The 26,417-nt window shown below is 58.4% G+C and carries 21 protein-coding genes; 13 read left to right on the top strand and 8 right to left on the bottom strand.

All coding sequences use genetic code 11. From position 1 onward, the window contains the following. Nucleotides 1-4: 4 nt before the first annotated feature. Nucleotides 5-1,042 carry an AraC family transcriptional regulator gene (locus TU81_RS03545; protein ID WP_038983298.1) on the top strand — a complete coding sequence of 346 codons (1,038 nt, stop codon included), beginning with the start codon at nucleotides 5-7 and terminating at the stop codon, nucleotides 1,040-1,042. A 25-nt stretch (nucleotides 1,043-1,067) separates the two neighbouring features. Here the strand turns inward: TU81_RS03545 and TU81_RS03540 are convergent, their stop codons facing one another. Beyond that, on the bottom strand, nucleotides 1,068-3,545 hold the full coding sequence (locus TU81_RS03540) for a DUF3141 domain-containing protein (RefSeq protein ID WP_048393407.1): 2,478 nt from the start codon (nucleotides 3,543-3,545) through the stop codon (nucleotides 1,068-1,070). A gap of 254 nt (nucleotides 3,546-3,799) precedes the next feature. Here TU81_RS03540 and phaP point away from each other — a divergent pair, with 254 nt between their 5' ends. Beyond that, a complete protein-coding gene (phaP, locus tag TU81_RS03535; RefSeq protein WP_048393405.1) occupies nucleotides 3,800-4,369 on the top strand; it encodes a TIGR01841 family phasin in 570 nt (189 codons plus the stop codon). Between the two features lie 35 nt (nucleotides 4,370-4,404). Here phaP and phaR read toward each other — a convergent pair whose 3' ends face one another. The 6 genes from phaR to TU81_RS03505 all read right to left on the bottom strand — a co-directional run bounded on the left by phaR (nucleotide 4,405) and on the right by TU81_RS03505 (nucleotide 12,132). Continuing rightward, nucleotides 4,405-4,917 (bottom strand): polyhydroxyalkanoate synthesis repressor PhaR, encoded by a 513-nt coding sequence (gene phaR / locus TU81_RS03530; protein WP_038983295.1) that lies wholly within the window; start codon nucleotides 4,915-4,917, stop codon nucleotides 4,405-4,407. A gap of 239 nt (nucleotides 4,918-5,156) precedes the next feature. After that, nucleotides 5,157-6,425 (bottom strand): OprD family porin, encoded by a 1,269-nt coding sequence (locus TU81_RS03525; RefSeq protein WP_048393403.1) that lies wholly within the window; start codon nucleotides 6,423-6,425, stop codon nucleotides 5,157-5,159. A 128-nt stretch (nucleotides 6,426-6,553) separates the two neighbouring features. Further along, complete coding sequence (locus tag TU81_RS03520; protein WP_048393401.1) at nucleotides 6,554-8,326, bottom strand: acyl-CoA dehydrogenase C-terminal domain-containing protein; 1,773 nt, start codon at nucleotides 8,324-8,326, stop codon at nucleotides 6,554-6,556. Between the two features lie 64 nt (nucleotides 8,327-8,390). Beyond that, nucleotides 8,391-10,061: a cation acetate symporter gene (locus tag TU81_RS03515; protein WP_048393400.1), complete on the bottom strand. Its 1,671-nt coding sequence runs from the start codon at nucleotides 10,059-10,061 to the stop codon at nucleotides 8,391-8,393. After that, nucleotides 10,061-10,387 (bottom strand): DUF485 domain-containing protein, encoded by a 327-nt coding sequence (locus TU81_RS03510; protein ID WP_048393398.1) that lies wholly within the window; start codon nucleotides 10,385-10,387, stop codon nucleotides 10,061-10,063. The genes TU81_RS03515 and TU81_RS03510 overlap by 1 nt, the downstream gene beginning before the upstream one ends. A gap of 122 nt (nucleotides 10,388-10,509) precedes the next feature. Next, nucleotides 10,510-12,132 (bottom strand): acyl-CoA synthetase, encoded by a 1,623-nt coding sequence (locus TU81_RS03505; RefSeq protein WP_048393396.1) that lies wholly within the window; start codon nucleotides 12,130-12,132, stop codon nucleotides 10,510-10,512. 230 nt (nucleotides 12,133-12,362) lie between these two features. On the opposite strand from TU81_RS03505, the gene TU81_RS03500 reads away from it, so the two are divergent. From TU81_RS03500 to TU81_RS03490, 3 genes are all read left to right on the top strand, one after another. Next, the gene (locus tag TU81_RS03500; protein ID WP_048393394.1) at nucleotides 12,363-14,639 is read left to right on the top strand and encodes a PAS domain-containing sensor histidine kinase; all 2,277 of its coding nucleotides are present in this window, start codon (nucleotides 12,363-12,365) and stop codon (nucleotides 14,637-14,639) included. A 4-nt stretch (nucleotides 14,640-14,643) separates the two neighbouring features. Beyond that, entirely contained in the window at nucleotides 14,644-15,279 is a 636-nt protein-coding gene (locus TU81_RS03495; RefSeq protein WP_048393393.1) for a response regulator transcription factor, read from the top strand. A 174-nt stretch (nucleotides 15,280-15,453) separates the two neighbouring features. Continuing rightward, on the top strand, nucleotides 15,454-16,638 hold the full coding sequence (locus TU81_RS03490; RefSeq protein ID WP_038983733.1) for a patatin-like phospholipase family protein: 1,185 nt from the start codon (nucleotides 15,454-15,456) through the stop codon (nucleotides 16,636-16,638). A 9-nt stretch (nucleotides 16,639-16,647) separates the two neighbouring features. Here TU81_RS03490 and TU81_RS03485 read toward each other — a convergent pair whose 3' ends face one another. After that, the gene (locus TU81_RS03485; RefSeq protein WP_038983288.1) at nucleotides 16,648-17,307 is read right to left on the bottom strand and encodes an MliC family protein; all 660 of its coding nucleotides are present in this window, start codon (nucleotides 17,305-17,307) and stop codon (nucleotides 16,648-16,650) included. A 245-nt stretch (nucleotides 17,308-17,552) separates the two neighbouring features. On the opposite strand from TU81_RS03485, the gene TU81_RS29250 reads away from it, so the two are divergent. The 8 genes from TU81_RS29250 (at nucleotide 17,553) to TU81_RS03445 (ending at nucleotide 26,291) form a co-directional block, all read left to right on the top strand. Continuing rightward, nucleotides 17,553-18,008: a YMGG-like glycine zipper-containing protein gene (locus TU81_RS29250; protein WP_080772136.1), complete on the top strand. Its 456-nt coding sequence runs from the start codon at nucleotides 17,553-17,555 to the stop codon at nucleotides 18,006-18,008. 52 nt (nucleotides 18,009-18,060) lie between these two features. After that, on the top strand, nucleotides 18,061-19,530 hold the full coding sequence (locus TU81_RS03475) for a DUF3300 domain-containing protein (RefSeq protein ID WP_048393391.1): 1,470 nt from the start codon (nucleotides 18,061-18,063) through the stop codon (nucleotides 19,528-19,530). Between the two features lie 80 nt (nucleotides 19,531-19,610). Then, nucleotides 19,611-20,444: a DUF2950 domain-containing protein gene (locus TU81_RS03470; RefSeq protein WP_048393389.1), complete on the top strand. Its 834-nt coding sequence runs from the start codon at nucleotides 19,611-19,613 to the stop codon at nucleotides 20,442-20,444. 221 nt (nucleotides 20,445-20,665) lie between these two features. After that, nucleotides 20,666-21,934, top strand: coding sequence for a cystathionine gamma-synthase family protein (locus TU81_RS03465; protein WP_048393659.1), 1,269 nt, complete (start codon nucleotides 20,666-20,668; stop codon nucleotides 21,932-21,934). Nucleotides 21,935-22,074: 140 nt separating this feature from the next. Beyond that, nucleotides 22,075-23,514 (top strand): amino acid permease, encoded by a 1,440-nt coding sequence (locus tag TU81_RS03460; protein WP_038983285.1) that lies wholly within the window; start codon nucleotides 22,075-22,077, stop codon nucleotides 23,512-23,514. 50 nt (nucleotides 23,515-23,564) lie between these two features. After that, complete coding sequence (locus TU81_RS03455) at nucleotides 23,565-24,455, top strand: LysR substrate-binding domain-containing protein (RefSeq protein WP_038983284.1); 891 nt, start codon at nucleotides 23,565-23,567, stop codon at nucleotides 24,453-24,455. Nucleotides 24,456-24,468: 13 nt separating this feature from the next. Further along, nucleotides 24,469-25,857 (top strand): threonine synthase, encoded by a 1,389-nt coding sequence (gene thrC, locus TU81_RS03450; RefSeq protein WP_048393387.1) that lies wholly within the window; start codon nucleotides 24,469-24,471, stop codon nucleotides 25,855-25,857. Next, on the top strand, nucleotides 25,854-26,291 hold the full coding sequence (locus tag TU81_RS03445) for an Lrp/AsnC family transcriptional regulator (RefSeq protein WP_038983282.1): 438 nt from the start codon (nucleotides 25,854-25,856) through the stop codon (nucleotides 26,289-26,291). The genes thrC and TU81_RS03445 overlap by 4 nt, the downstream gene beginning before the upstream one ends. Nucleotides 26,292-26,417 lie beyond the last annotated feature (126 nt).

Genomic DNA, 26,417 nt, shown 5'->3' with positions numbered 1-26,417 from the left:
CGCCATGTACAGAATGAGTTCAGGCTATGCCAGCGTGCTGGCGAATACGCTCTCGGCTCAAGGGCTGGATGTTGCCAGTCTGTGTCGGGAGGCTGGACTAGACATGAAGCTCGCGAACAAACCTGGAGCGTTTTGCGAGCGAAGGGCGATTTATCGATTATGGGATCTGGCTTCGCAGGCCTCGGGTGATCCGGACATCGGTCTGAAAGCCTACGGAAACTTCAATCCCGGCACGTTTCAGATTGTCGGCTACACCATGATGTCCAGTCTCAATCTGAAAAAAGCGCTGGAACGGCTGGTTCGCTTCAGTCCGTTGATAGGCACCGGATTCAGCCTTTTCCTTCTACCGGAACAGCAAAACTATCGACTGTCCGGCCTCGACCATCAACAAAGCGATTCAGTCAAACCACGCCAATACAGTGATGCCGGGTTGGCGTCATTGCTGGGGATCTGCCGTTGGTTGGCAGGCAGCAAATCAATGCAGCCCTTGAGTGTGGATTTCACGTATCCCGAACCTGAAGACACCTCCGAACACCGTCGCCTGTTTGGTTGTGAGCTGCATTTCGATGCGGCCTACGACAGCATTGTGTTCGACGGGGAGGAGCTGCAGCGCCCCCTGAGCATGGCCAATGAAGCGTTGGCGGTGTTGCATGACAGCTTTGCCGAGGCGCAATTGGACCTGCTGTTTGGTTTTTCCGTTGTCGGCAGGATTCGGGCGCTGGTTACCGAGCGCTTGAGTCAGGGGCAGGGGCAGTGCGACATGGAGTCGATCGCTGCATCTTTGAACATCAGCAAGCGAACCCTACAACGCGCTCTGGAAAAAGATGGCACCCAATTCAAGGACGTGCTGAATGCCATACGCAGGCAATTGGCTGATTTCTATCTGCGTCATTCCCACTTCAATATGAAGCACGTGGCCTATCTCCTTGGTTTTCATGATCACAGCAGCTTCAACAAAGCCTGCAGCCGCTGGTTTGACATGACGCCGGGGCAATATCGGGCCGATGAATCGTTCGAGATCAAAGAGGCCACGTTGGTCTGACACGGCCTTCCGTCAGCGTTCAACGTTATTTCACCGGAGGTTTTTTTACGGCTTTCTTGCCCTTGGCAGGTTTGCGCACCGGACTCACCACCTTGGCGATGGGGTCAGGGGTCACTGCGGGGATTTTCTGCCTGATCGGCTCAGGGATGAGCACCGGGATGACCACTGGGTTGGCTTGCTTGATCGGCTCTGGCGTTATCGCCGGGACTTTCACTTCGATAGCATCGGCGGCACCGGGTGGTTGGGTCAGGCTGAAACCTGGCAGCGGAACGTCGAGTAGCGTGTGCAGCTCACACCAGCATGGGTTGTTTGCGCCGCTGGTCAGCAGTTGCGGCAGTAAGTCGGCGACGGCCGCCAGCACTTGTTGGCGCTCTTGGGCCTCAATCAGCATCAAGGGCAGGCTGTGCAGGCTTTCTTGCGGATGAGTGGCGACCAGCAGTTTTTGCAGGCGCAGGGTTTCGCGCAAATCAAGTGGCTTGGCACTGTAGTCCTGGAGCAGCACCTGCAGTTGCAGGATCAATTTCTCGACGCTTTCCTTGCCCGGTTCGTCGCTGTCGCGGCCCAGCAGGAACAAAATCCGTATCAAGGCTTCCATCAGACCGCCAAGGGGCAGGGCATCCTGCAGACGCTCGATCAGAACCTGGTCGTGCTGCTTGGCGTGTTCCTGCAGATTTCGCCCGGGTGCATTGCCGGCGAGGCTATTGAGTGCCCCATACACGCCGTAGAAACACATTTCGTGAGCCGCATCACGCAGGTCCCGATAGCCGTTCAAGGCGTCCTGCACCTGGTTGGAAAACAGTTCCTGCCAGACCAGCAACGGGTTGCTCTGGCTGGCGGGGTGACGATCCTTGCTCACTTGGGCGGCACTGCCAGTCAGCCACCACAGCGCCGGGTTCAAACTGCTCCAGGCCACTTGCTGCTGATGGAAAGGGTGCGCGCGGCGCAGCATTTCGGCGCTCGGTTCGTTGATCAGCAGGCGCAACCATGGGCGTATGAATTCGTCGTACACGCTGTTGTTGATGGCGGATGCGCGCTGCACCAGCGCGAATTCGCGATCGTCATCACGGGGCGGCTGCACTTGGCCATGAATGTCGGCGATACGCCGGGGCTCGAAACGCACGGTATACGGCGTCGCCGAGTGCTCCGGCAGGTCGTCGATCAGCATTTCGTACAGCCCGGCCGGCAGCGCATTGATCGCTTCGACCGCACCCAGCAACTCGCGGTGCTCACGCCGCGCCACTTCACCGGACACAAAGATGCCCAGGTGACCGATGCTCGCATGCCGCAGGTAAACGATGGTGCGTCCGGCATTTTGCAAGGCGAGATCGCTGGGATAGACGTCGGTGATCCAGTCCAGCGCCTGCTGCGGGGAGGTGATGTTGTCGCCATAGGAACAGAACACCACCACCGGCACTTCGATCAATTTGAGGTCAAGCCCGCTGCTTTTGCGCCCCAGGCCGCCGGACAGCTGATTACCGATGAACAGGTCGTCGACAATCATCTCGATTTCTTCGCTATTGAGCAGGGTCGGGCTGCCCCACCAGCGTTCGAAATCCAGAAAGCGTGCGGCCTCGCTGTCGACTTCACTGAACAGGTGGTAGTACTTGTCCCAATAGGTGTTGGCCGGGTCCAGGTTTTCGAAATTGCTCACCAGCCAGGTGCCGTCGAAACGGTCATTACCGAGGTCGCTCCCCAGGCGCGCCATCCAGCCACCGCCCAGCAAACCGCCGGTGTAGCGCATCGGATTGCGGCCATTGACGCCGGCCCAGTACGACAACGGCGCGCCGTTGACGATGATCAGCCCCGGCAACTCTGGCCGAGTGGCCGCCAGGCCCATTAACGCCCAGCCCGCTTGGCAGTTACCAATGACGACAGGTTTGGCGCTGTCCGGATGCCGGGTGCTGACGACCTCGATGAACCGTGCCTGGGCGTCTGTGATATCGGCAAGGGTTTGCCCTGGGCGTGGCGAGTGACTGAAGGCGATGAAGTAGGTGGGATGGCCGGCTCTCAGGCTTTCGCCGATGACCGAGTCCTGTTTGAAACCGCCGATCCCCGAGCCGTGACCGCCGCGGGGGTCAATGATGATCACGGGCTGTTTTTTGCTGTCGATCTGTTGCCCCGGGCCGCCGAGAATTCGCAACAACGAATAGTTGACCGTACGAGGCAGGTCTTCACCAGCGACCAGCGTTTCATGATTGAACTTGAGCAGCAGTGGATACCCGGCGCGTTCGTGGGCCAGGGTATTGTCGCCGCGCTGACGCAAGGTGTCCCAGAACAGCACGCTGCGCTGGCCAAGGTCAGTGAAGTATTCCTGCCAGTCAGCCGGTGTCGGCAGTCTGAGTTGCCCAAGGCTTAAAGGCGCGAAGGTTTTTGCCTGGCGCTTCTGCACGGCATCGAGGACGTTGTGGGTATTGAGGCGTTGCAGATGATTAAGGTGTTCGAACAAGCCAGCGGGGTCGCTACGCTCTTCATCTTGCAGCGCAATATTTACTTCCTGACCCATGGTGATCTCCTGCTGCTATGCATGGGAACCTGCGCATCTGAACCCTTTAGTTAAAGAGGGCTAGGCTGGCCGTTCGATGAGCAGGAGTCTACAGCGAATAAGGAGGGGGTTAGCAATGTTTATTTTGCACCGCACAAAATAGGCGTTGCCAAATAGTTTTGTGCACTGCAATATCAAGGCTAACGCGATGACTGGCCGGATCGCTATCGCGTCCTCAGGCCCATCAGGGCCTTCCAGTACCAGGAGATTCAAGCATGTCTTTTTTCAATTCGGAAAAACTGCAAACCGCTCAGAAAGCCAACCTTGACCTTTTGCAGCAAATCAGCGGCAAAGTGTTCGCCAGCGTTGAACAGCTCAGCCAGTTGCAGTTCAAGGCACTGCGCGACTCCACCGAAGAGCACTTCGAAGGTGTTCGCAAGCTGCTGGCCGTCCGTGATCCACAAGGCTTCGCCGAGCTGCAGGCTTCTTTCACCCAGCCGAGCGCGCAAACCGAACGCCTGGCCGAGTTCAATCGTCAGGTTCAAGCATTGATCGTCGGTACTCAGTCGGACATCGCCAAATTGACCTCGAGTCAGGTCGAAGCGGGCACCCAGCAGATGCATGAGTTCGTTGAAACGATCAGCAAGAATGCACCGGCCGGCTCCGAGCCAGTTGTGGCCGCGTTCAAGTCGGGTCTGGCGAATGCCGGTACTGTGTTCGAAAGCGCACAGAAAGCCGTAAAACAGGCTGCCGATGTGGCTCAGAGTGGTTTCGAGGCAGCGACTGCCGCGGGCACTAAAGCTGCCCCGGAAGCTAGCGCCAAGCCTAACAGTGGTAACAAGTAAGTCACGTCAAGCCAGCGGCACCAATGGCGATGGGTTTATTCCCCATCGCCATTTTTTTTCGTTCCGCCATCGGCACCGGGCTTGCCGCCGAACATGCCGAAAAGGTTCTGGGTGTTCAGGTACAGCGCCTTGGACTGGTCGACATATTGCCGCATCAGGTCCTGCATCACTGGCGCTTGCTGGTGCATGAAGGTGCTCCAGGCTTCGGATGATTGCGCACCGGTCTGGGACTGGATGTCGATTACGGTCTGAATGCTTTTGTCCAGGTAACTGCCAAGTACGCCCTGATAAGGGCCGTAGAACTGGATAATCCCCATCAGCATCTCGCTGGTGAAGATCGGCTCACCGCCGCTTTCGGCTTCCAGAATCACTTGCAGCAAGATGCTGCGCGTCAGGTCCTCGCCGCTCTTGGCATCGACCACCTGAAAGGCAATTTTATCGACCACCAATTGGCGTATGTCCGCCAGCGTCAGATGACTGCTGGTATGGGTGTCATACAGTCGGCGATTGGGGTACTTCTTGATCAGGCGTGGGGTGGTATCAGTCATGCGGGCGTCTCGCGGCGGGCCTGGTTTGCAGGCATCTTAACCTACAATCATCATTGGTGTTCTTCAGGCCGCCTTCGCGAGCAAGCCCGCTCCCACACTTGACCGAGTCTCCCATGAGAATGCGGTTAAATGTGGGAGCGGGCTTGCTCGCGAAGAGGCCCGCCATCACAGCACAAATCCAGCAGCAAAAAGGAGACTGCGCCGTCAAGCGAGTCCCCCCTTGTGTAACCAGAACTGAGTTACCAGATCGACAAGGTGTAGCTGACGATCAGGCGGTTTTCATCCAGGTCGCTGCCAAAGTGGGTCGAGCGAACTGTCGCGTTACGCCATTTCACCCCGACATTCTTTAATGGCCCGCTCTGCACGACATAGCCGATGTCGGTATCACGTTCCCATTCCTTGCCTTGCGGGCGGTTGCCGCCCAGATCGATATTGTCGCCGGTGAGGTAACGGGTCATGAAGCTCAGCCCCGGAACGCCAATCGCCGCAAAGTTGTAGTCGTAACGTGCCTGCCAGGATTTTTCGTCCTTGCTGGCGAAGTCGCCGATCTGCACGAAGTTCACCAGGAATGCATCGGTGCCGTTGACGTAGGCATAGCCGGTGTCGCCGTTCATGCCTTGATAACCCAGGCCCAACGCATGCCCGCCGAGGCTGTAGGTGAACATCGCGCCGATGGCATTGTTATCGACATTACTGCCACCGTCGTCCGTGGAGCGGGCGAAGCGCAGATCCATCTTCAGCGACTGGCCGGTTGTGACCGGCAACACGTAGGTCAGGTTGACCAGGTGCTGGCTGTAGAAGTTGTCGAGGTGGCCATAGCTGTAGCCGGTGGCGAGGTTGCTGGTCCATTTGTAGTTCAGGCTGGCGAAATCGAAGCTGTCGCTATCGAGATGACGTGTGGTGATGCCCTTGGCGCCGGTGCGGGTGATGCCCATGTCCTCGTAGTCCGAGGAGTCGCGCTGACTGACCTGCGTCAGTCGCCCGGCATCCACGGTCAGGCCTTCGAGTTCCAGCGACGTCAACTGACCGCCCTTGAAGGTTTGTGGCAACAGCCGTGAATCGTTGGCCAAGACCGTCGGCAGTTTCGGCAGCAGCGTGCCGAGTTTCAGTGTGCTTTTTGAGGCACGCACTTTGGCCGTCAGGCCCAGTTCGCCGTACTCGTCCTGCGCACCTTTGCTCGTGTCGCGGTGACGTTTGAGCAAGCCGGAGCCTGCGCGATCGGGGCTGGAATCGAGCTTGACGCCGACCAGACCGATGGCATCGAAGCCGATTCCGATCAAACCGTCGGTGAATCCCGATTCATAGCGCAGCAGGAAACCTTGCGCCCATTCCTCTTGTTTGGATTGCGGGGCGTTGTCCTGGCGATAGTCGCGATTGAAATAAAAGTTGCGCAGCTCCAGGCTGGCCTCGCTGTCTTTGACAAAGTCAGCAGCGGCGGGGGCCGAGAGGCTGATGACGCCGCCGGCCAGCAATAATCGGGTAGCGAGGATGCGGGTGTTGCGGTCCATGGTGAAGCCCCTTTGTTTTTATTATGGAAAGACAGGTCCCGCGGCCCTCACCAGGTGGGCGAGGGCTTATCAATAAAAAACGCGAACGCCAAAAAGAGAGGAGCGTGGCGCCGCGTGCGGTTCAATCGTTAGAACTGTTCGGCGCTCAGGCCAAACAAGGAGGCACTGCCCGCGCGGATGGATTGCTCCAGGCTCAGAATGCGCGGCAGCAAGCGGTGGATGTAGAAGTCGGCGGTGGCGATTTTCGCGCCATAAAACCCTGGATCTTCGGGCAGTTTTTGCTTGGCAACCTGCGCCATGCGCGCCCAAAGCCAGGCATAAGCGACGTAACCGAACAGGTGCAAATACTCCACCGAAGCAGCGCCGACTTCGTTGCGATTGGTAGTCGCCTGGTCCTGCAGCCAGTCGCTCAGGTCTTCCAGGCGCTGCACGGAATCGAACAGTTGAACGGAGTAGGGCGCATCCGGCTGATGGGCGAAATGACGGATCTCGCCGGTGAACTGGCGCAGCGCGCAGCCCTTATCGCCGAGCACTTTGCGTCCAAGCAAGTCCAGGGCCTGAATGCCGTTGGTGCCTTCGTAGATCTGCGCGATGCGCACGTCGCGGACCAATTGTTCCTGGCCCCACTCGCGGATGTAGCCATGGCCGCCGAACACTTGCTGGCCGTTGATGCAGCTTTCCAGGCCGGTGTCGGTGAAGAACGCCTTGGCCACCGGCGTGAGCAGCGCCACCAGGATTTGCGCGCTGTCCCGTTCCTTGGCGTCATCGGAAAATTTCGCCAAGTCCAGTTGCTGCCCGACATAACTGGCGAACGCACGGCCGCCCTCGGTCATGGCTTTCATGCTCAGCAGCATGCGGCGCACATCAGGGTGAACGATGATCGGGTCGGCCACTTTGTCCGGAGCTATGGCACCGGTCGGCGCGCGACTCTGAACACGTTCACGTGCATAGGTGACGGCGCTCTGATAGGACGCTTCGGCGCAGCCAATGCCCTGAATGCCGATGGACAAGCGCTCGTAGTTCATCATGGTGAACATCGCCGCCAGGCCTTTGTTGGCTTCGCCGACCAGCCAGCCGCTGGCGCCGTCGAAGTTCATTACGCAGGTGGCCGAGGCCTTGATGCCCATCTTGTGTTCGATCGAACCGCAACTCACGGCGTTGGCATCGCCGAGGGAACCGTCGGCGTTGACCAGCACTTTGGGGACGACAAACAGCGAGATGCCTTTCGGCCCATCCGGTGCGTCCGGCAGTTTGGCCAGCACCAGATGCACAATGTTTTCGGTCAGGTCCTGGTCACCACCGGTGATGAAGATCTTGCTGCCGGTGATGCTGAAGCTGCCGTCGGCCCGGGGTTCGGCGCGGGTGCGGATAATCCCCAGATCGGTGCCGGCGTGGGCTTCGGTCAGGCACATGGAACCGGCCCAGCGGCCTTCGTACATCGGCGGCAGGTAGAGGTTTTTCAGGGTGTCACTGGCGTGGGCATCCAGCGCCAGGCAGGCACCGGAACTCAACGCCGAATACAGTGCGAAGCTGGAATTGGCGCCGTAGAGCATTTCTTCGAACTGCACGGCGAGCATCTTCGGCATGCCCAGGCCGCCAAAATCGGCGTTGCCCGACAGGCCCACCCAACCGCCTTCGATGTAGGTGGCATAAGCCTGTTTGAAACCGATTGGCGTGCTGACCTGGCCATCGACCCACTGGGCGCCTTCCTCGTCGCCACTGCGATTCAGTGGCGCAATCAGGTGCGAGGTGACTTTGGCCGCCTCCTCAAGAATGGCGTCGGCGGTGGCGGCATCGACACTGTCGGCCAATGCCGGCAGGCGTGCCCACAAGGCCGGGGCATCGAACACTTCATGCAATACAAAGCGCATGTCGCGCAGCGGGGCGTTGAATTCGGGCATAACGTGAACCTCAAAAGGGTGTGCGATGGACACGGCGCCGCTTGAGCAGGCCGTGCCCTTTCTATCAATGGGCGGAAGCGCTGGCGGCGCCGAGGCCGGTCTGGGCACGAACGAACTGGTCGGCGTAAGCATCACGCTCCTTGTCGGCCCGCGCGCTGCGGTCGAGTTTCGACACTACGATGATCACGAAGAACGCCAATGGCATGGAGAACAGCGCCGGGTGGTCGTACGGGAAAATCGCATGCGCATGGCCGAGCACGGTGACCCAGACCGCTGGCGAGAGGATCACCAGGACCAGCGCGCAGATCAGCCCGGCGAAACCGCCGATGATTGCGCCTTTGGTGGTCAAGCCTTTCCAGTACATGGCCATGATCAGCACCGGGAAGTTGGTCGACGCAGCGATGCCGAAGGTCAGGCCCACCAGGAACGCGACGTTCATCTTCTCGAACAGAATGCCCAGCAGAATCGCGATGATGCCAAGGCCCACGGTGGCCATGCGGGTCACGCGCATTTCCTGTTTCTCGCTGGCTTTGCCCTTCTTGAACACCGTGGCGTAGAGGTCATGGGAAATCGCCGAAGCGCCGGCCAGGGCCAGCCCGGAGACCACCGCAAGGATGGTGGCGAAAGCAACGGCCGAGAGGAAACCGAAGAACAGATTGCCACCGACCGCTTTGGCCAAGTGCATGGCGACCATGTTGCCGCCGCCAATCAAGGCGCCGCCGACTTCACCATTGACGTAGTACTGCGGGTCGGTGCCGATGATCACCATCGCGGCGAAGCCCAGGGTGCATACCACGAGGAAGAAGAAACCGATGAAGCCGGTGGCGTAGAACACCGATTTGCGCGCTTCCTTGGCGTTAGGCACGGTGAAGAAACGCATCAGAATGTGCGGCAGGCCGGCAATCCCGAACACCAGGCCCAGCGACATCGAGGCGGTGTTGATCGGGTCGGCGAGCATCGAACCGGGGCCCATGATGTTCCAGCCACTGGCGTGCGCCTGGACGGCTTTGTCCGCGAGGGTTTCGTAGCTGAAGCCGAACTGCGACATGGCCATGAATGCCAACGTCGTGCCGCCGGCAAGCAGTAGCACGGCCTTGATGATCTGCACCCAGGTGGTGGCGATCATGCCGCCGAAAATCACATAAACCAGCATCAGCGCGCCGACGATCACCACGGCTACCGGGTAGTCGAGGCCAAACAGCAACTTGATCAACTGACCCGCGCCGACCATCTGCACGATCAGGTAGCAACACACCACGGTCAGCGAACCGAAGGCGGCGAAGATCCGCACTTTGTTCTGGTCCAGGCGATAGGACACGATGTCGGCAAAGGTGTAGCGCCCCAGGTTGCGCAAGCGCTCAGCCATCAGGAAGGTGATGATCGGCCAGCCAACAAAGAAGCCGATGGTATAGATGAAGCCATCGTAGCCCTTGGCGAACACCAGGCTAGACAGCCCCAGCAGCGTAGCGGCGGACATGTAGTCACCGGCAATTGCCAGACCGTTCTGAAACCCGGTGATACCACCGCCCGCGGTGTAGAAGTCCGACGTGGATCTGGTTTGCCGCGCCGCCCACCAGGTGATGGCCAGCGTGCCCAGCACGAAGACGAAGAACATGCCGATCGCATGCAGGTTGAGCGGCTGTTTTTCCACTGCACCCAGCGCGGGCGCAGCCAGCACAACGGAAGCCGGCAACAACCCGGCAGCGGCGAGGAGAAGTTTACGCAGCAGAGTCATCACTTGCTCTCCTCGAGAATGGCGGCGCCCAGTGCGTCGAAACGTGTGTTGGCGCTGTAGACGTACCAACCGGTCAGCAGCCAGGAAAAAATGATGATCGCCGCGCCCACCGGCATGCCCAGGGTCAACATCCGATGCTCGGCGATCGGCGCGTGCAGCCACTGCGGGGCAAACGCCACCACCAGCATGAACGCGTAGTAGGTGCCGAGCACGGCAGCACTCAGCGACCAGGCCAGGCGCGAACGGCTGCTCACCAATTGAAGGAATTTGGGGTTGGACCGAATGCGTTCACAGCGTTGGGTATCGGTTGAATGGATGTCGATCATGGGTGGCTCCACATTGTTTTTGTTATCAGTGTGTAGGTCAGGGGCAGGGCCAAATTCAGCCTGCACGAGCCCGAAGCGGCAGGTAAAACACCTGCCGCTGGGTGGGTACAACGTCGATTCGGTTAGAGCGCTTTGGCCCTGTCGCGCAGCACGTACTTCTGGATCTTGCCGGTTGAAGTCTTCGGCAGCAGGGTGAAAATCACGGTGCGTGGGACTTTGAAACCGGCCAGGTGCTCGCGGCAGAAACTGATGATGTCGGCCTCGCGAACGTCCTGGTGATCAGCCTTCAATGTGATAAAGGCACAGGGCGTTTCACCCCATTTCTCATCGGGACGGGCGACGACGGCCGCTTCCATGACGGCTGGATGGCGATAGAGCACACCTTCCAGTTCGATGGTGGAAATGTTCTCACCGCCGGAAATGATGATGTCCTTGAGTCGGTCCTTGATCTCGACATAACCGTTCGGATGACACACCGCCAGGTCGCCGGTGTGGAACCAGCCGCCGTCGAACGCCTCGGCTGTGGCGGTCGGGTTCTTCAGGTAGCCCTTCATCACGGTGTTGCCACGCATGAAGATCTCACCGATGGTCTGACCGTCTCGCGGGGTCGGCTCCAGCGTCTTCGAATCGCCAACCATCACGCCTTCGAGCGTCGGGTAGCGCACGCCTTGACGGGATTTGATTTGCGCCCGTTCGTCCAGCGGCAACTCATCCCATTCGGCATGCCAGGCGCAGAGCGTCACCGGGCCATAGGTTTCGGTCAGACCATAGACGTGGGTGACCTTGATGCCCATTTGCTCCACGGCACCGATCACTTTGGCCGGCGGTGCGGCGCCGGCGACCATCGCGTTGACCGGATGATCGATCGCCGCTTTCGCCGATTCCGGCATGTTGACCAAGGCATTGAGCACGATCGGCGCAGCGCACAGATGGGTGACCTGATGCTCGCGGATCAGCGTGAGGATTCTCTGTGGATCGACGCGGCGCAGAAACACATGCACACCGGCCATGGCGGTGATGATCCACGGGTAGCACCAACCGTTGCAATGGAACATCGGCAAGGTCCAGAGGTACACCGGATGGTTACCCATGGCCCAGGTCATCTGGTTGCCCAATGAGTTCAGGTAGGCACCGCGATGGTGGTAAACCACGCCTTTGGGGTTGCCGGTGGTGCCGGAGGTGTAATTCAGCGAGATGGCTTGCCATTCATCATCGGGCCACTGCCAGGCGAAAGCAGGGTCGCCTTCGGCCAACAGCGCTTCATAGTCCAGATCGCTGACAGCCTGGCCTTCGCCGTATTCCGGATCATTGACGTCGATGACCAATGGCGGGTGATCCAGCATGCCGATCGCCGCGTGAATCACATCATGGAACTCACGGTCGGTAATCAGCACCTTGGCTTCACCATGCTGCAGCATGAAGGCAATGGCTTCGGCATCCAGGCGCACGTTGAGCGGGTTGAGCACCGCGCCAATCATCGGCACGCCGAAATGCATCTCGAGCATCTCGGGAATGTTGGGCAACATCACCGCCACGGTGTCGTTCTTGCCGATGCCGCGACCGGCCAGCGCCGAGGCCAGACGGCGGCAGCGGGTGTAGGTCTGCGCCCAGGTGCGGCGGATCGAGCCATGGATGACGGCGGGATAGTGCGGGTAAACGCTGGCGGTGCGCTCGATGAAGCTGAGCGGAGACAAGGCAATATGGTTGACAGCCGCAGGGCCTAGCCCTTGTTCATAGATCGACATGTACGGGTACTCGGTGGCTGATTGTTAGCTCTATAGGTGACCTTGCAGCGTAGCCGCTGAGGTCGCCTTTTATGTCCGGCTTGCTTTATATAACATTCAGCTAACGATATGGAAGTACAACCTACGTCATATGGGATATGTACTATATTTGATTCTTTCGGATCTAAATGAATACAGTGACACCGCCAAGGCCGGTATATCCTTGGCTTCCCCAACGAAGCGGACCTGTGATGACCCTGACTCCCGTTCGATTGCACAGCTGGTTGCGCCTGCAGCGCGAGGGTGTGTCTCTGGCCGCCCGGGCCGATGCGTTGTGCCGTGCGCTGCAGGATTGCCCCGAGGTGCGCCGGGCGGTTTATTTGAGTTGGCAACCCAATGCGCGGATTTACAGCCACGAGGGCGCCGCCCAGCATTTTCCACCGGGGCTGGGCGACCCTTCGCTGGCTAGCGATCAGCGGTTGTTTGACCGGCTGGCCGCAGCGGGGCGGCTGGATCTGGCGCAAGTACGTCAACTCGATTGTTGGCTGGCCGGCCGACTGCGCCGGGCCGCTATCAGCCATGGCCAGGTGTTTGATCTGGCGTTGCAACCGGGGCAGGCGGGTTTGTTGCTGGTGGAAGTGTGCGAGGGCGTGAGCCTTGATTGGCTGGGTTGGGTGCAGGACTTGCTGACGACGTTGCTGAGCAGCGTCAACGGCATGCTGCGCGGCTCACCGCTGTTGGGGCACGACCCGCAACCGAGTCTGTTGCTCGATGCGCAGGGCCGGCCGCTGGAATTCAATGCCGCGCTGTTGGCACTGCTCGCCGAAAAACCGCTGACCGATGTGCTGGGTTTTCTGCCGGTCAATCACCGGGTGCTGGTTCGCGCCTGCCTGGACCAGCAACGCGCCATCGAAGGTGTCGAAGCCCAATTCGAAGCGCAGATCCTGATCTGGACGTTTATCCCCGATCCCCAGGACAACCGTGTGCTCGCCCGGTGTCGCGATGCCACGGCACAAGTGCTGGCCGAGCGTGAAGCGGCCACGGCACGGCGGCTGTACCGGCTGATCATTGAAAACACCACTGACCTGATTTCCCGACACACACCGGATGGGCGCTTTCTCGATGCCTCGCCGGCGTCCTGGACACTGCTCGGCTACTGGCCGGAGGAGTTGCGCGGGCAAATGGCCCAAGGCTTGTTCCATGGTCAGGACCTGGCCAGCTTGGTGCAGCGCGCGCGGGATGCCCTGGAGCAGGACGGTTATCACACGATGACGTATCGGATTCGCCATCGGGATGGGCATTACCTGTGGTTTGAAACCGCCAGCCGGGCGATTCGTGAGACCTATACCGGGACGGTGGTGGAAGTGGTCAGCGTGTCCCGGGACATTACCGCCCGGGTGCTCGCCGAGGAGAACAAGCGACGCCTGGCGGAAGTCGTCGAGGCCAACACCGATCCTGTGTTGTTCATCGACCCCGAGGGGCAAGTCACTTACCTCAATCCAGCGGCGCGGCGCATCCTGGGGATCGACGAGCAACAACCGATGCCAGCCCTGGCAACGTTGTTCGCCAGCGGCGACCTGGCACGTCTGCAGCGTGATGGCTGGAGCAGCGCCGAGCGCGACGGTGTCTGGAGCACCGATGCGCGATTGCAGCCACCGGCAGGCGGCACTTCAGTGCCGGTATCGCTGGTGCTGCTGGCGCACCGTTCGGCCGGCGGCGAGCGCTATTACTCGTTGGTGGCGCGGGACATGACCGAGCGTGAACTGCGTGAAGTGCAGCAGCGCCGTCATCAGGACGAACTGGCGCACACCGCGCGGTTGGTCACCCTGGGTGAATTGGCCTCGGGCATCGCTCACGAAATCAACCAGCCATTGGCTGCGGTAGTCAATTACGCCAATGCCAGCCAGCGCTATTTACAGACGCTGGACTCCAATCCCCAGGCCGCCGCCAAAGTGGCGCAAGGGCTGGAGCGCATTACCCATCACGCCACTCATGCTTCAGAAGTGATCAGACGTTTGCGGGCGTTTCTGCGCAAGGGGCAACGCCGCATGCAGGCCTTGAATTTCACCGAGGTCGCCCGCGAGGCCGTGCGTTTATGCGCCTGGGAGGCGAGCAATTGCCAAGTGACAATCGAGGATCGCCTACCGGATAATCTGCCGCCGATTTATGCCGACCGAGTGCTGCTGGAGCAGGTCCTGCTCAATCTCTTGCGAAATGCCATCGATGCCAACCGCGAACAACATCCGGGGCAACCCTCGCTGATCGTGATGGCTGCGGGGCAGGGCGGTGGTGCAACCGTGGAAATCAGTGTGCAAGACCAGGGGCCAGGCGTCAGCGAGCCCGAACTGGAGCAGATATTTACCCCGTTCTATACCAGCAAGGTCGATGGCCTGGGGCTTGGCTTGTCCATGAGTCGCAGCATCATCGAAGGTTTTGGTGGCGAATTACAGGCCCGACGCCAACCTGTCGGGCTGCTGATGAGCTGCCGCTTGCCGCTGGTCGGCCCAATAAAACAACAACAGGAATAACGTAATGGCAGGTGCGACGGAGCACGTGGTGTATGTGGTCGACGATGACCAAGGCATGCTCGATTCGACAGTCTGGTTGCTGGAGTCGGTAGGGCTCAAAGCCTTGCCGTTTACCAGTGGCGTGGCGTTTCTCAATGCCTGTGATGCCAGTCTTGATGCCTGCGTGCTGCTCGATGTTCGCATGCCCGGCATGGGCGGTTTGAACGTGCAGGAAGAGATGCGCGCACGTGAGCTGAACCTGCCGATCATTTTCGTCAGCGGGCACGCGGATGTGCCGATCGTGGTTCGCGCTTTCAAAGCGGGTGCTCATGACTTCATCGAGAAGCCCTACAACGAACAATTGCTGCTGGACAGCGTGCAACAGGCGCTCAGCAACTGCGCGGCAAGCCGCTCGGGTAATCAGGGGTACGATGCCTTGCAGGCGCGCTTGCTGACCCTGACCCCACGGGAGCGCGATGTCTTGCTGCCGCTGGTCCAGGGTTACACCACCCGCGAGATCGCTGAGCAACTGGGTGTCAGTGCGAAAACCGTCGATCTGTATCGTTCGCGGGTGATGAAACGCATGCAAGCCAATACCTTGCCGGACCTGGTGGGCATGGCCATCGCCGCTGAACTGGTCGATCCGCTGAAGTTGCGGTGATTGCTCGCATTTTCTAATGAGCGTCTATGGGGGGAGGATCATCCGCAGGGCAGACCGGACGTCCCACCAACGTTATGACTGCCTGAGCTTGCGCTAGCATGAAAGATGTTCAGGCCACTCGCCATTGAGACTGGTCATGGGGCTCTGCCACTGGCAGGGGCCGGAGGAGGCGTGTTGAAACCATTCCAGCTCAGACCTAGCGCCTCAACCCTGAACATGTTGCGTCAAGCGTGCCTGCAACGCCGTGATGCGGTGCCGCCAACGTTAACGGAAAAAGCGCTGATCCCGGGCATTCCAGATGCTCGCTACTGGCTGGACCAGGACCTGACGCCGTTCATTCGGGATGTGAGCTTGGCCAACCTTCGAGAGGCTGAGGCGCTCGCCAGCGCAGGGCTACCGAACGATATCCTGCCGCGGGCAAATCTGCTGGCCGTTTCGGGCGGCGGCGACGCCGGCACATTCGCCGGGGGCATCATTGCGGGATGGACCCGGCATGGGTCTCGACCTGTGTTCAAAGTCGTCACCGGCATTAGCGCTGGTGCCCTGGTCGCCCCGTTTGCCTACCTGGGGCCCCAGTACGACGAGGTCATTGTGCGTATCTGCAATGCAGTCGGTCCAAAAGACATTTTCCATGCGCGTAATATGCTGACCCGTCTTACCAGCGATGGTATGGCGCACAGCAAGCCACTGTCGCGGCTCATTGCACAGCACGTCACTGCCGAGATTCTCGCGGCGATCGCGGCGGAATACGCCAAGGGACGGCTCCTGATGATCGGCACAACCGACCTTGATTCAGGCCGTCCGGTCACCTGGAACATGGGGGCTATTGCCTCCAGCCAGGCACCGGGAGCGCTTGAGCTGTTTCGCAACATCATGGTCGCGTCGATGAGTATTCCAGGAGCCGTCTCACCCGTCATGATTGATGTGGACGTTAACGGCCACCCGTTTCAGGAAATGCACGTGGACGGAGGTGTCCTTACGCAGGTGTTCCTTTACCCACCCGGCACCGTGATGGCGCTGAACCAAGTGCCCGGGGCGCGTTTGCGGCGTGAACGGCATTTCTATGTGATTCGCAATGGCAAACTGGAACTGCAATGGTCCGGAACCAAGCGCCGAACCTTGAACATCGGCGGTCGAGCCATCAGCGCATTGATCCAGAATCAGGGGATCAGCGATCTGGATCGAATTTACCGAATTGCCCAGCAGGATGGAGCGGATTTCAATCTGGCGTACATCGGCTCCGACTTCCGCATTTCTCGCCTCCATAAATTCGATGGCGAGTACATGAAGCGCTTGTTCAAGTACGCCTTTGAACTCAGTGCCAAAGGCTATCCGTGGCATAAATCGCCGAGTACGTGAAAGACGGTCTCAGCCGATCGGCTCGGCCGTACAACTCATTTCCCCTGAGCCTGGCTTCTGGAAAAGCACCACGTTACCGTCTTGCCAGAAGCTGTAGTTCCCTTGGGAATCCTTGCCGGTGTATTGGGTTCCCGAATCATTCTGCACCTGGTTCAGGGTGATCGAAGCGTTCGCCCATTTCAGGTACACGACACCAGGCTGGGTGTTAAAGAAAGTGGCGGTAATCAACGCGTTTAACCCTGCGCAACGAAAAGCCAGGGGGCCTTCGGTGAGTCTGTCTGGATCCTTGGTTCTCGCAATTGCCGAGCCTTGGCGCAGCTGGTGCGCGCGCTCGGCATAACTTCGGATCGCGCACGTCTTGGGCGCAGTCTCGGAGGCACATTGATTGCGGGCGTCGACCCAGAACTGCTGGTCGATCATGACTTTGTCTGGGCGCGGTACTGAATGATCATCCGTGAGCGCCAGGCGATAAAGACGCGTCAGTTCAATATCCATCTGCGTTAGTTGTGGATCGCGACAGATAAGCTTTTCGACGGATGCCCTTGCCGTGGCGCAGTCGAAGCTGGTGTGGATGATTGGCGAAGCAGGTGAGGCATTGGCACAGGTGCTCGTCGCCGCGCACACGCTGGCAGCGAGCAGACAGCTGAAAAGGGCCATGATCGTTTTCATGTTGGCTTGATCATTACGTGATGCCCGGATTGCTGTGGGATCTATCGATCCGTTAAGCAGTCATTTGTTCGCATTGGGTGTATCGCAGTGTAAGTCAGTGCTCAAAACTTGCCACACCCGTTCGAGGGAGTAGAAGTACAAAAGGAATTAGAGGTTGCATCATAAGAACATTGTTTCAGGGTTGGTCGCCCAGATGCTGAGCTAGACTAAAAGATCCAAAGCACACTGATAGCAGTGGAGTCTTTATGAAAAAATCCATCCCACCCTGTCTGGCTACGATTGTCTCGGTATTCTGCCTTTGCGCTTCAGCCGAGACCGTAACGCCGCTCAAAGGGCAGTCTCCCGAAATCATTCAGCAGGACATTAGTTCATGCCAGGCTCAGGCCAGCAGCACAGCAAGCACCAGCTCAGCATCTGAATCAGGCGGACGTGCCCGTGGTGCGGCTACTGGTGCCGTTGCCGGTGCGGCGGTTGCCGGAGCACGCGGTCGTCAGCATGACGAGCTTTATGACAAGGTAGACGACGATGTCAAACAGGAATACCGACAGAACAAAGCCAAGGATGCTGCTGTGGCAGGTGCGGTTGTAGGTGGATCCCGGCAACGTCAGGATCGTCGTGAGGATCGCCGGGCAGAACCGGCTGCCACTGCTTCCGCCTACAGCAGTTGCATGCAGCAACGGGGCTACCAGATAACCCCTTGAACGGGCGGTACTATCAAGGCGCTCAAGTCTGCCTGATCACAGAGGGGGTGCAATGCGCATTCCATTGTTTTACGCGGTGTCAGCTGTATTGTTTTTGAGTGGACCTTACTGCCTGGCGCAGCCATTGGATGCGAGCGCGACCACAAACGCTGCCGATACAGCGCCCGTCACCGCGGCGGCCAAAGATGCCGTGTTTACCCAGGAGCAGCTGGATCAAATGCTGGCTCCCATTGCGCTTTACCCGGACCCACTGCTGGCACAGGTGCTGATGGCCACCACGTACCCCGGGGAAGTCGCCGAAGCGGTGACCTGGTCTAAAGCACACCCGGAGGCCAAGGGCGATGATGCGGTAAAACAGGTGGCGAGCCAGCCTTGGGATCCGAGTGTGCAGGCGCTGGTCGCCTTCCCCCAGGTCCTGGCAACGCTGGGACAGGATCCCGTCTGGGTACAACGTCTGGGGGATGCCTTCCTGGCGCAGCCCGACGATGTCATGGGGGGCGTGCAACGCTTGCGTCATCAGGCGCAAGCCGCAGGCAACCTGCAGAGCAACCAATATCAGAACGTGACGGTTCAGGCTGTTGCGGCCCCGGCCCCCACGTCTGCCGCACCGGCCCCTGCCAGCAGCACCTCCACCATCATCATTCAGCCCTCCGATCCGCAGGTGGTTTACGTACCCAGTTATAACCCGACAACCACCTACGGCACCTGGCCCTATCCTGCGGCGCCTCCCGTGTACTATCCACCGCCACCAGCCTATTACCCCGGTTCGGCATTGCTGGCCGGGCTGGCGTTTGGTACCGGCGTGGCGATCATCGGCTCGTTGTGGGGTGATTGTGACTGGGACAACAACGACATCGACATCGACATCGATCGCTACAACAACATCAATCGCAACAACCAAATCACCAATAATCAGAACAAGTGGCAGCACAACACCGTTCACCGCGATGGCGTTCCCTATCGAGACACCAGAAGCCGCGAACAGTACGGCCGACAACTGGGCGGTGCCAATCAGCGTGAGGCTTATCGAGGAGACAATGCCCAACGTGCCCAGGCGCGTGAAAAAGCCCGTAGTTCAATGGACAAGCACGGTATCGAACGACCTGCCACCAGCAACCGCGAAGCCCGTGATCGAGCACGCGAAGCCCAGTCTGGAACCTCGGCCGGTAATCGGATGCAAGCAGGTGCAGACAAGCCGAGGACGACTGACAGAAGCCAGGGCACTGCCAGAAACACTCGGGAGGGTCGGCCGCCCGCCAGACAGACCGCTCAGGTGAATCAGCGCGCACAGGGCACCTCACAGGCGCGCCAAACTACGCAAAACCGGCCGTCCGCCAGTACGGGCAGTGCCCGCAACAATGCATTCGCCGGCGCGCGCTCACCGTCCCAGACCAACGCACAAGCCAGTCGTGGCCGGACCAGCCAGGCATCCGCCCAGCGCCCCAGTGCCTCGCGATCGGCCGGCCATCAGGTCAGTCGCCCCTCCAGTCCACCCGCGCGTCAAAGAGGGGGCCGTCGTTGAAAAACAATCCTCGAGTGAAGGCACTCACGGGCTTGCTCCCTCAGGTCCTGGCGATAACTGCCGGCTTGGCGTGGTCGTGCATGGTTACGGCACAGCAGGCCTTTCCAACGCCAGAAAAGGCCGCTCAAGCGTTCGTCGAAGCACTGGGCACGGAACACGCCGATCAGGCACGCCTGACAGCGTTGCTGGGTAATGAATGGCGCAGTTACATCCCGCGCGAAGGCGTGGAGCGCAAAGATGTGGATGCGTTTTTGAAGCAATACCACGAGCAACACAGCATTGAAAAAACCAGCGACAGCAAGGCACTCCTGGCGGTCGGCAGTGACCACTGGACGCTGCCTATACCCCTGATAAAAGACGCAAACGGTTGGCGCTTCGACCTCAACGCCGGTAGCGCCGAAGTCCGTGCACGTCGAATTGGCCGCAACGAACTCACCGCGTTGCAATCGGTTCTGGCCTATCACGACGCCCAGATGGACTATGCGTCAGTAGATCGTAACGGTGACGGCGCACTCGCCTATGCGCAGAAAATCTTCAGCACCGCCGGCGAGCACGACGGACTCTATTGGGCGGACGACGATAGTGGTCAGATCAGCCCGGTGGGGCCCGCGTTCGGCAAAACCATTGCCGGCGAAGACTGGCATGGTTACCACTTCCGCATCCTTGATGGCCAAGGTCCTTCGGCACCTGGTGGCGCCTACAGCTACCTGATCGGTGACAAGATGAGTCGTGGCTTTGCACTGATCGCCTGGCCGGCGAAGTACGATGACAGCGGGGTGATGAGTTTCATGATCAGTCATGAAGGACAGGTGTTCGAAAAAGACTTGGGACCCGAGGGTGACAAGTTGGCGCAGTCGATGAAGCGCTTTGATCCAGATGACAGTTGGAAGGTGGTTACGGAGGGTCAAGAGTAGATCTACCTGCGCCTCCTCAACCTTTTTTACGCGGACATCAAGCGTCCTGTAATCGTCGCATTAACTTAGCGTGCTCTCACGGCCCTTTCATATCGATCATCCATTAAAAAAAGCCCCCCTTAGCCCCAGATAACATGATTTTTCACGCGGTCAAGCCTTCCATATAGTCATCGCAAGCCCAACCGGAACACCTTAGTGTTTCATCGATGCGAGATAAATTTATGGATGACAAGATGAAGCCCGACCAAAGCCAGGGTGCTGGTATGGGGACACGAGTGGTTTGGGGAGGGGAGCAAGTTCAGCATCCCTACAACGCTACCCAGACTCCCATCGTCGTCAGCGCCGCCTACGGTTACCAAGATATCGATGAATGGTATGACGTGGCGTTGGGTAAAGAACCTGGCTTCATTTACAGCCGCATGAGCAACCCGACTGTCTCTGTCCTGGAACACAAACTCTGCGAGCTTGAAAGCGCAGAATCGGCTGTCGCTTTCAGCACCGGGATGGCTGCAATCAGTGGTGTGTTGCATACCTTCCTGTCCTGTGGTCAACGTGTGGTTTCTACCCGCGACAGCTACGGTGGCACAAACAAGATCTTTGAAGAGTTTCTCCCTCGCATGGGCGTCGAGGTCACGCTTTGCGATACCCTCGACACCGAAGCTATTGAGCATGAGATCGCTAAAGGCTGCAATGTTCTCTATCTGGAAACCCCGACGAACCCAACGCTGAAAGTCCTGGATATTCGACGTCTCGTGGCGGCGGCGAAGCGTGTTGGGGCTTTGGTCATAGCAGACAATACGTTCGCGACGCCTTTGAATCAGAACCCCCTTGCACTCGGGGTTGATGTAGTCGTGCACAGTGCTACCAAGTTTCTATCCGGTCATGGCGATGTGCTTGGCGGTGTGGTCTGCGGCACCGAGCATCTGATGTCTAAAGTTCGCCATTACCGCGAAATCAATGGGGCCTCGCTGGATCCTTTCTCGGCTTATCTCATCATCCGGGGTATCAAGACTCTGGCTTTGCGTTTGCGCCAGCAACAGGCGAGCGCGCAAGTACTGGCCGAGTATTTATGCTCCGAGCCATTGGTGGAGTCTGTGAACTATCCGGGACTCCCTCAACATCGAAGTCATGTCATTGCTCGCTCGCAGATGCGCGGATTCGGCGCAATCATCAGCTTCGTGCTGGTGGGAGGCATGGACACGGTGACTCGTTTGTTACCACTGCTTAAGTATGCACATCGGGCGGGTAACTTAGGCGCGGTGGAAACCATCTACGGGCCGGCACGAACAACCAGTCACGTAGAAAACACCTTGGAGGAACGCGAAGCACTTGGAATTTCCGAGGGCTTGGTCAGGGTCTCCGTGGGTATTGAAGAGACGGCCGATTTGTTGGCTGATCTTAAACAAGCGTTCACGTTAGTTCGCAGTAAACAAAATCATGCACATCACCACGCTGATAACACCGAGCGTTTCACTGAGGTGGGAACCTGAACTCGGATAAGACTGCCGACTGCAGGGTCGGACAGTTCTTCATGAATAGTAAAAACAATAACAACTAGCGACAAATTAATGGTGCTGCCTAATAGCCAGTGACAAGGAAATTTGTCCGAACATTTCATGAGAATATAGCGATGACCACTCAAGTAAAAAATGATCAGCCCGATCCAGAATCAAACTTCAAGAAAGAAATGCAGAGCCGCCACATTGTCATGTTGGCGTTGGGCGGTGTTATCGGCACGGGATTATTCCTTACTTCCGGTTACACCGTTAATCAGGCAGGGCCGCTCGGCGCGGTGATTGCCTACATCATCGGTGCTGTGATGGTGTATCTGGTAATGGTCTGTCTCGGTGAGTTGGCGGTACAGATGCCAGAAACCGGATCTTTCAGTAGTTACGCAACTCGATACCTGGGCCCAGGCACGGGCTATACCGTGGCGTGGTTGTACTGGCTCACTTGGGCGGTCGCTATTGGCTCTGAGTTTACGGCTGCGGGTATCCTGATGGTTCGGTGGTTCCCTGATACACCGGTCTGGATCTGGAGCGCGCTTTTTGCCATGGCGGTCTTTTCAAGCAACGTTGCATCTGTTCGTTTGTTTGCAGAAACCGAGTTCTGGCTTTCACTCATCAAAGTTTTGACCGTTATTACTTTTATTGTCATTGGTGGTGCGGCCATTTTCGGTCTCTTCCAAGTACAGCACTTGCAGGGTGTCGGGCTCTCGAATTTTACCCGTGAAGGGCTTTTCCCGACGGGTTTCTTACCCATTGCGATGACACTTCTAGCTGTCTCCTTCGCATTTTCCGGGACTGAGCTTATCGGGATTGCCGCCGGTGAAGCGCAGGACCCTCAGACAAGCGTTCCCAAGGCGATCCGCACGACAGTAGTCCGTTTGGCGCTGTTCTTCGTGGGTACGATTTTCGTACTGGCGACGTTGCTGCCCCGCGAGCAGGCGGGAATCATTGAAAGTCCGTTCGTGATGGTGTTTGAGCTGATTGGCATCCCGTACTCAGCTGACATTATGAACTTCGTCATTCTCACCGCCTTGATTTCCGCCGCTAACTCGGGGCTGTATGCAGCTTCGCGCATGCTTTGGACGTTGAGTGATCAAGGGCACATGCCCAAGCGCTACGCCAGGCTTTCGCGCCGGGGCACACCGGTTAACGCGATTGTTTTGAGTATGGCGGGTGCTGTGGCATCTCTGCTAAGCAGTGTGCTTGCCCCTGACACGGTTTACTTGGCCCTGGTGTCGATTTCGGGCCTTGCAGTCGTGGTCGTATGGATGAGCATCGCCGCGAGCCAAATCGCCTTCCGACGTCATTACGTGGCCAATGGCGGACGAGTTGAAGATCTGCATTTCCGGGTGCGCGGCTACCCTTGGGTTCCCATTGGTGCGCTGTTGTGTTGCTTGCTGGCCTGTGTCGGTATTGCTTTTGATCCTGAGCAGAGAGTGGCGCTTTACTTCGGTCTTCCGTTTATCGCGTGGTGCTACTTTGTTTATTGGATCACTCGCAAGAAGCGGGAAGAGCGGTTGGCATTAGCCGCGGCTGTCAATCATTCCGCTGGCGCAGCGTGAATAGCTCAGGCAATGATTGAGCAGAGTTAATTCCCGATGAGGTTGCGCCGATGAGTCAAAAATCACTACCGCCCCTGAATTGGCTGAGGGCATTCGAAGCATCGGCGCGGTATTTGAACTTCACCCATGCAGCCGAGGAGCTGCACCTGACTCAAGGTGCAGTCAGTCAGCAGATCCGTCAGTTGGAGTGTCATCTCGGTGTGGCGCTATTCAAGCGCCTGCCCCGAGGGCTTGGATTGACGGAAGAAGGGCAGTCGTACCTGCCGGTAGTTCAAGACGCGATCAGTCGTCTTGCAGTGGGTACAAACGAGATTTTTGGCCAGCGCAATCGAAGGCATGTGAAGGTGCGTGGCAGCCTTTCCTTCCTTCACTATTGGTTGGCCCCTCGGCTCGCAGATTTTTGTCGAGAGTATCCGCAAATCGATATCCGATATATCAGCAACATTTGGGTGAAGGAACCCGATGGAGAGGATGACCTGGAGATTCGCTGGGGATGCGGAGAGTGGTCGGGATTGCACGCTCAGCGATTAACGTGGGACATCCTCCAGCCCGTTTGCTCGCCACAGCTCATGGCCAGCTCACCGATACGTGAGCCTCGCGATTTGATGAACCATTCTTTGTTACATGTATTGGGATACGAGGAAGGTTGGGGTTACTGGTTGAAGCGGGTGGGTGCAGACGATGTCGATTATTCCCGTGGTCTTCAGTTCGACACACTGATTTCCACAATCCGCATGGCGGAACTGGGTCAGGGCGTTGCCTTGGCGCGGTCTTCCGTCGTGGAAGACTTGCTCAAGAGTGGGCACCTGATTGCTCCCTTCAGTCACCGAATTGAAGCCAGCGAGTCCTTTTATCTAGTGCGCGAGCAGGCCGAGGTGCTCTCGCCTGATGCCGCGACTTTTTCTACATGGCTGGTGGCTCAAGCCCACCGCCCTTTGTAATTCGGAGTCATCCATGTATTACGTAAGCACACGCGGCGGTGAAGTGCGGGCGGACTTTCGCAGTGTGGTTCTGTCGGGGCTTGCCGAAGATGGCGGTCTCTATGTCCCGGCAAGTTTGCCTGTCTTCACTGAGGAGCAGATTACCAGTTGGTCGTGGCTGCCATTCGATGAGCTGGTCTGGCGAGTGGTCTCACCCTACGTTGGCTCTTCCATGGACGAAAGCACGTTGCGTGCCTTGCTCAGCGACAGCTATCGGAACTTTAATCATCGCGCTATTACGCCGCTTGAGCAGATTGGCCATAACGAGTGGATACTCCAGCTGTTTCATGGCCCGACCCATTCTTCCAAAGACTTCGCTGCACAACTGCAATCGCGTTTGGTGGCGCATTTCCTGGGTGAGGTCGGTGGCGAGGCGCTGATCGTCGGTGCGACCAATGGTGATACCGGGCTGGCGGCGCTTGAGGCATTCGCTAACTGCCCGGGCACTCGCATGGCGATTATGTATCCGCGCAATGGGGTACCGGCTGAACAACTCTCTGCCCTGCAAGCGGCGGACCCAGAGCGGGTTCAGCTTTTCCCGGTAGACGGTAATTTCGACGACTGCCAGACGTTGGTCTCCCGGCTCTTGCGTGACTGGCCGTTAGAGGGGGTAATACCGGTCTGTTTCAACTCCACCAACTGGGTCGGTGTCCTCGCACAGATCGTTTTTTATTTCCACGCGGCCTTGCAGCTGGGCGCAGGGACACGTCCTGTAGGCTTCAGCGTTCCAGCGGCCAGCTCTGCTGAGATCTACGCCGGCTACCTTGCCCAGAAAATGGGATTACCCATCAACCAGGTGATCATTTCTACGAACAGTAATGATGCACTTCACCAGTTCATTCATCGCAATCGCTATTCGACCCGAGTGAGTAACCGTACGTTATCTCCCGCGATGGATTTCTCTCTTTTCTCCAACCTGGAACGGTTCATCTGGGAGCTGTATGGGCACGATGGGGGCTCAGTGAAGGCGCTGATGGAGCATTTTGAGGACTGCGGCGAGTTAAGCATTGGCAACCAGCAGTGGCTCCGGGCCCGAGTGCTGTTCGATTCCTATGCGGTAGACGAATCACAGGTTCGCGACGAAGTCGTCAAGTTGTTCCGTGAAACCGGGTCTGCAATCGATCCACATACCGCTGTTGGTGTGCTGGCTGGCCGAATTCATCGGCGCAGCCTGGGGGCTCCGATGGTGACCTTTGGGCAAATTGCTCCGGCCAAGTCTGCGGTCCTATTGTCCGAATTAGGTGTCTGGCGGGGAGAGGTGCCAACGACTCCCGACATTTCCGCTCAGCCACCCTACTTGGCTAAAGGCGATCTGGAGGGTCTGTGCCAAGCCCTCTTGTTGGCGCAGCAGAGGCAGGTATGAAGCGCATTCTGGATCCGCTGGATGAGCGCATCCTCGCCGAACTTACAGCGAATGCTCGAGTCGCCCATGTTGAGCTGGGCGCCAAGGTCAACTTGTCTCGCAATGCTGTGCGACAGCGCATTGAGCGTCTTGAGCGAGACGGCGCCATTCAGGGGTATACGGTGCGTCTCGGTGATTCCCGACGGCCTTCATCGCTGATCAGTGCCGTGATCTTTGTCTACCGCTACGACCGCATGCGTGGGGAAGAGGTACTTGCCGCGCTGCGCTCGCTCCCCGAGGTGGTTCAGTGTGAAGTCTTGAGTGGTGAGTTTGATCTGATGCTTCGAGTCAATGCAGCCTCACCCGAACGCGTCCACCTCGTCTGGAAGGAAATCTCGGCGATGCCTGGGGTGGAAAACACCGTCACCTCATTCGTTCTTTCTGCAGTGTTCTGAACACAAAAAAAGGGGCTTTCTGCCTAATGCCGGTAAGTTAAGACGCAGAACCTGTGGGAGCGTGGCTTGCCCGCGAAGAACGATGACGCGTAGTACCTGAAAAACTGCGGTGCATTCTTTGCGGGC

This window comes from Pseudomonas lini, assembly GCF_001042905.1.
Taxonomy (GTDB): domain Bacteria; phylum Pseudomonadota; class Gammaproteobacteria; order Pseudomonadales; family Pseudomonadaceae; genus Aquipseudomonas; species Aquipseudomonas lini.
This window is presented reverse-complemented; position numbering and strand designations above follow the sequence as displayed.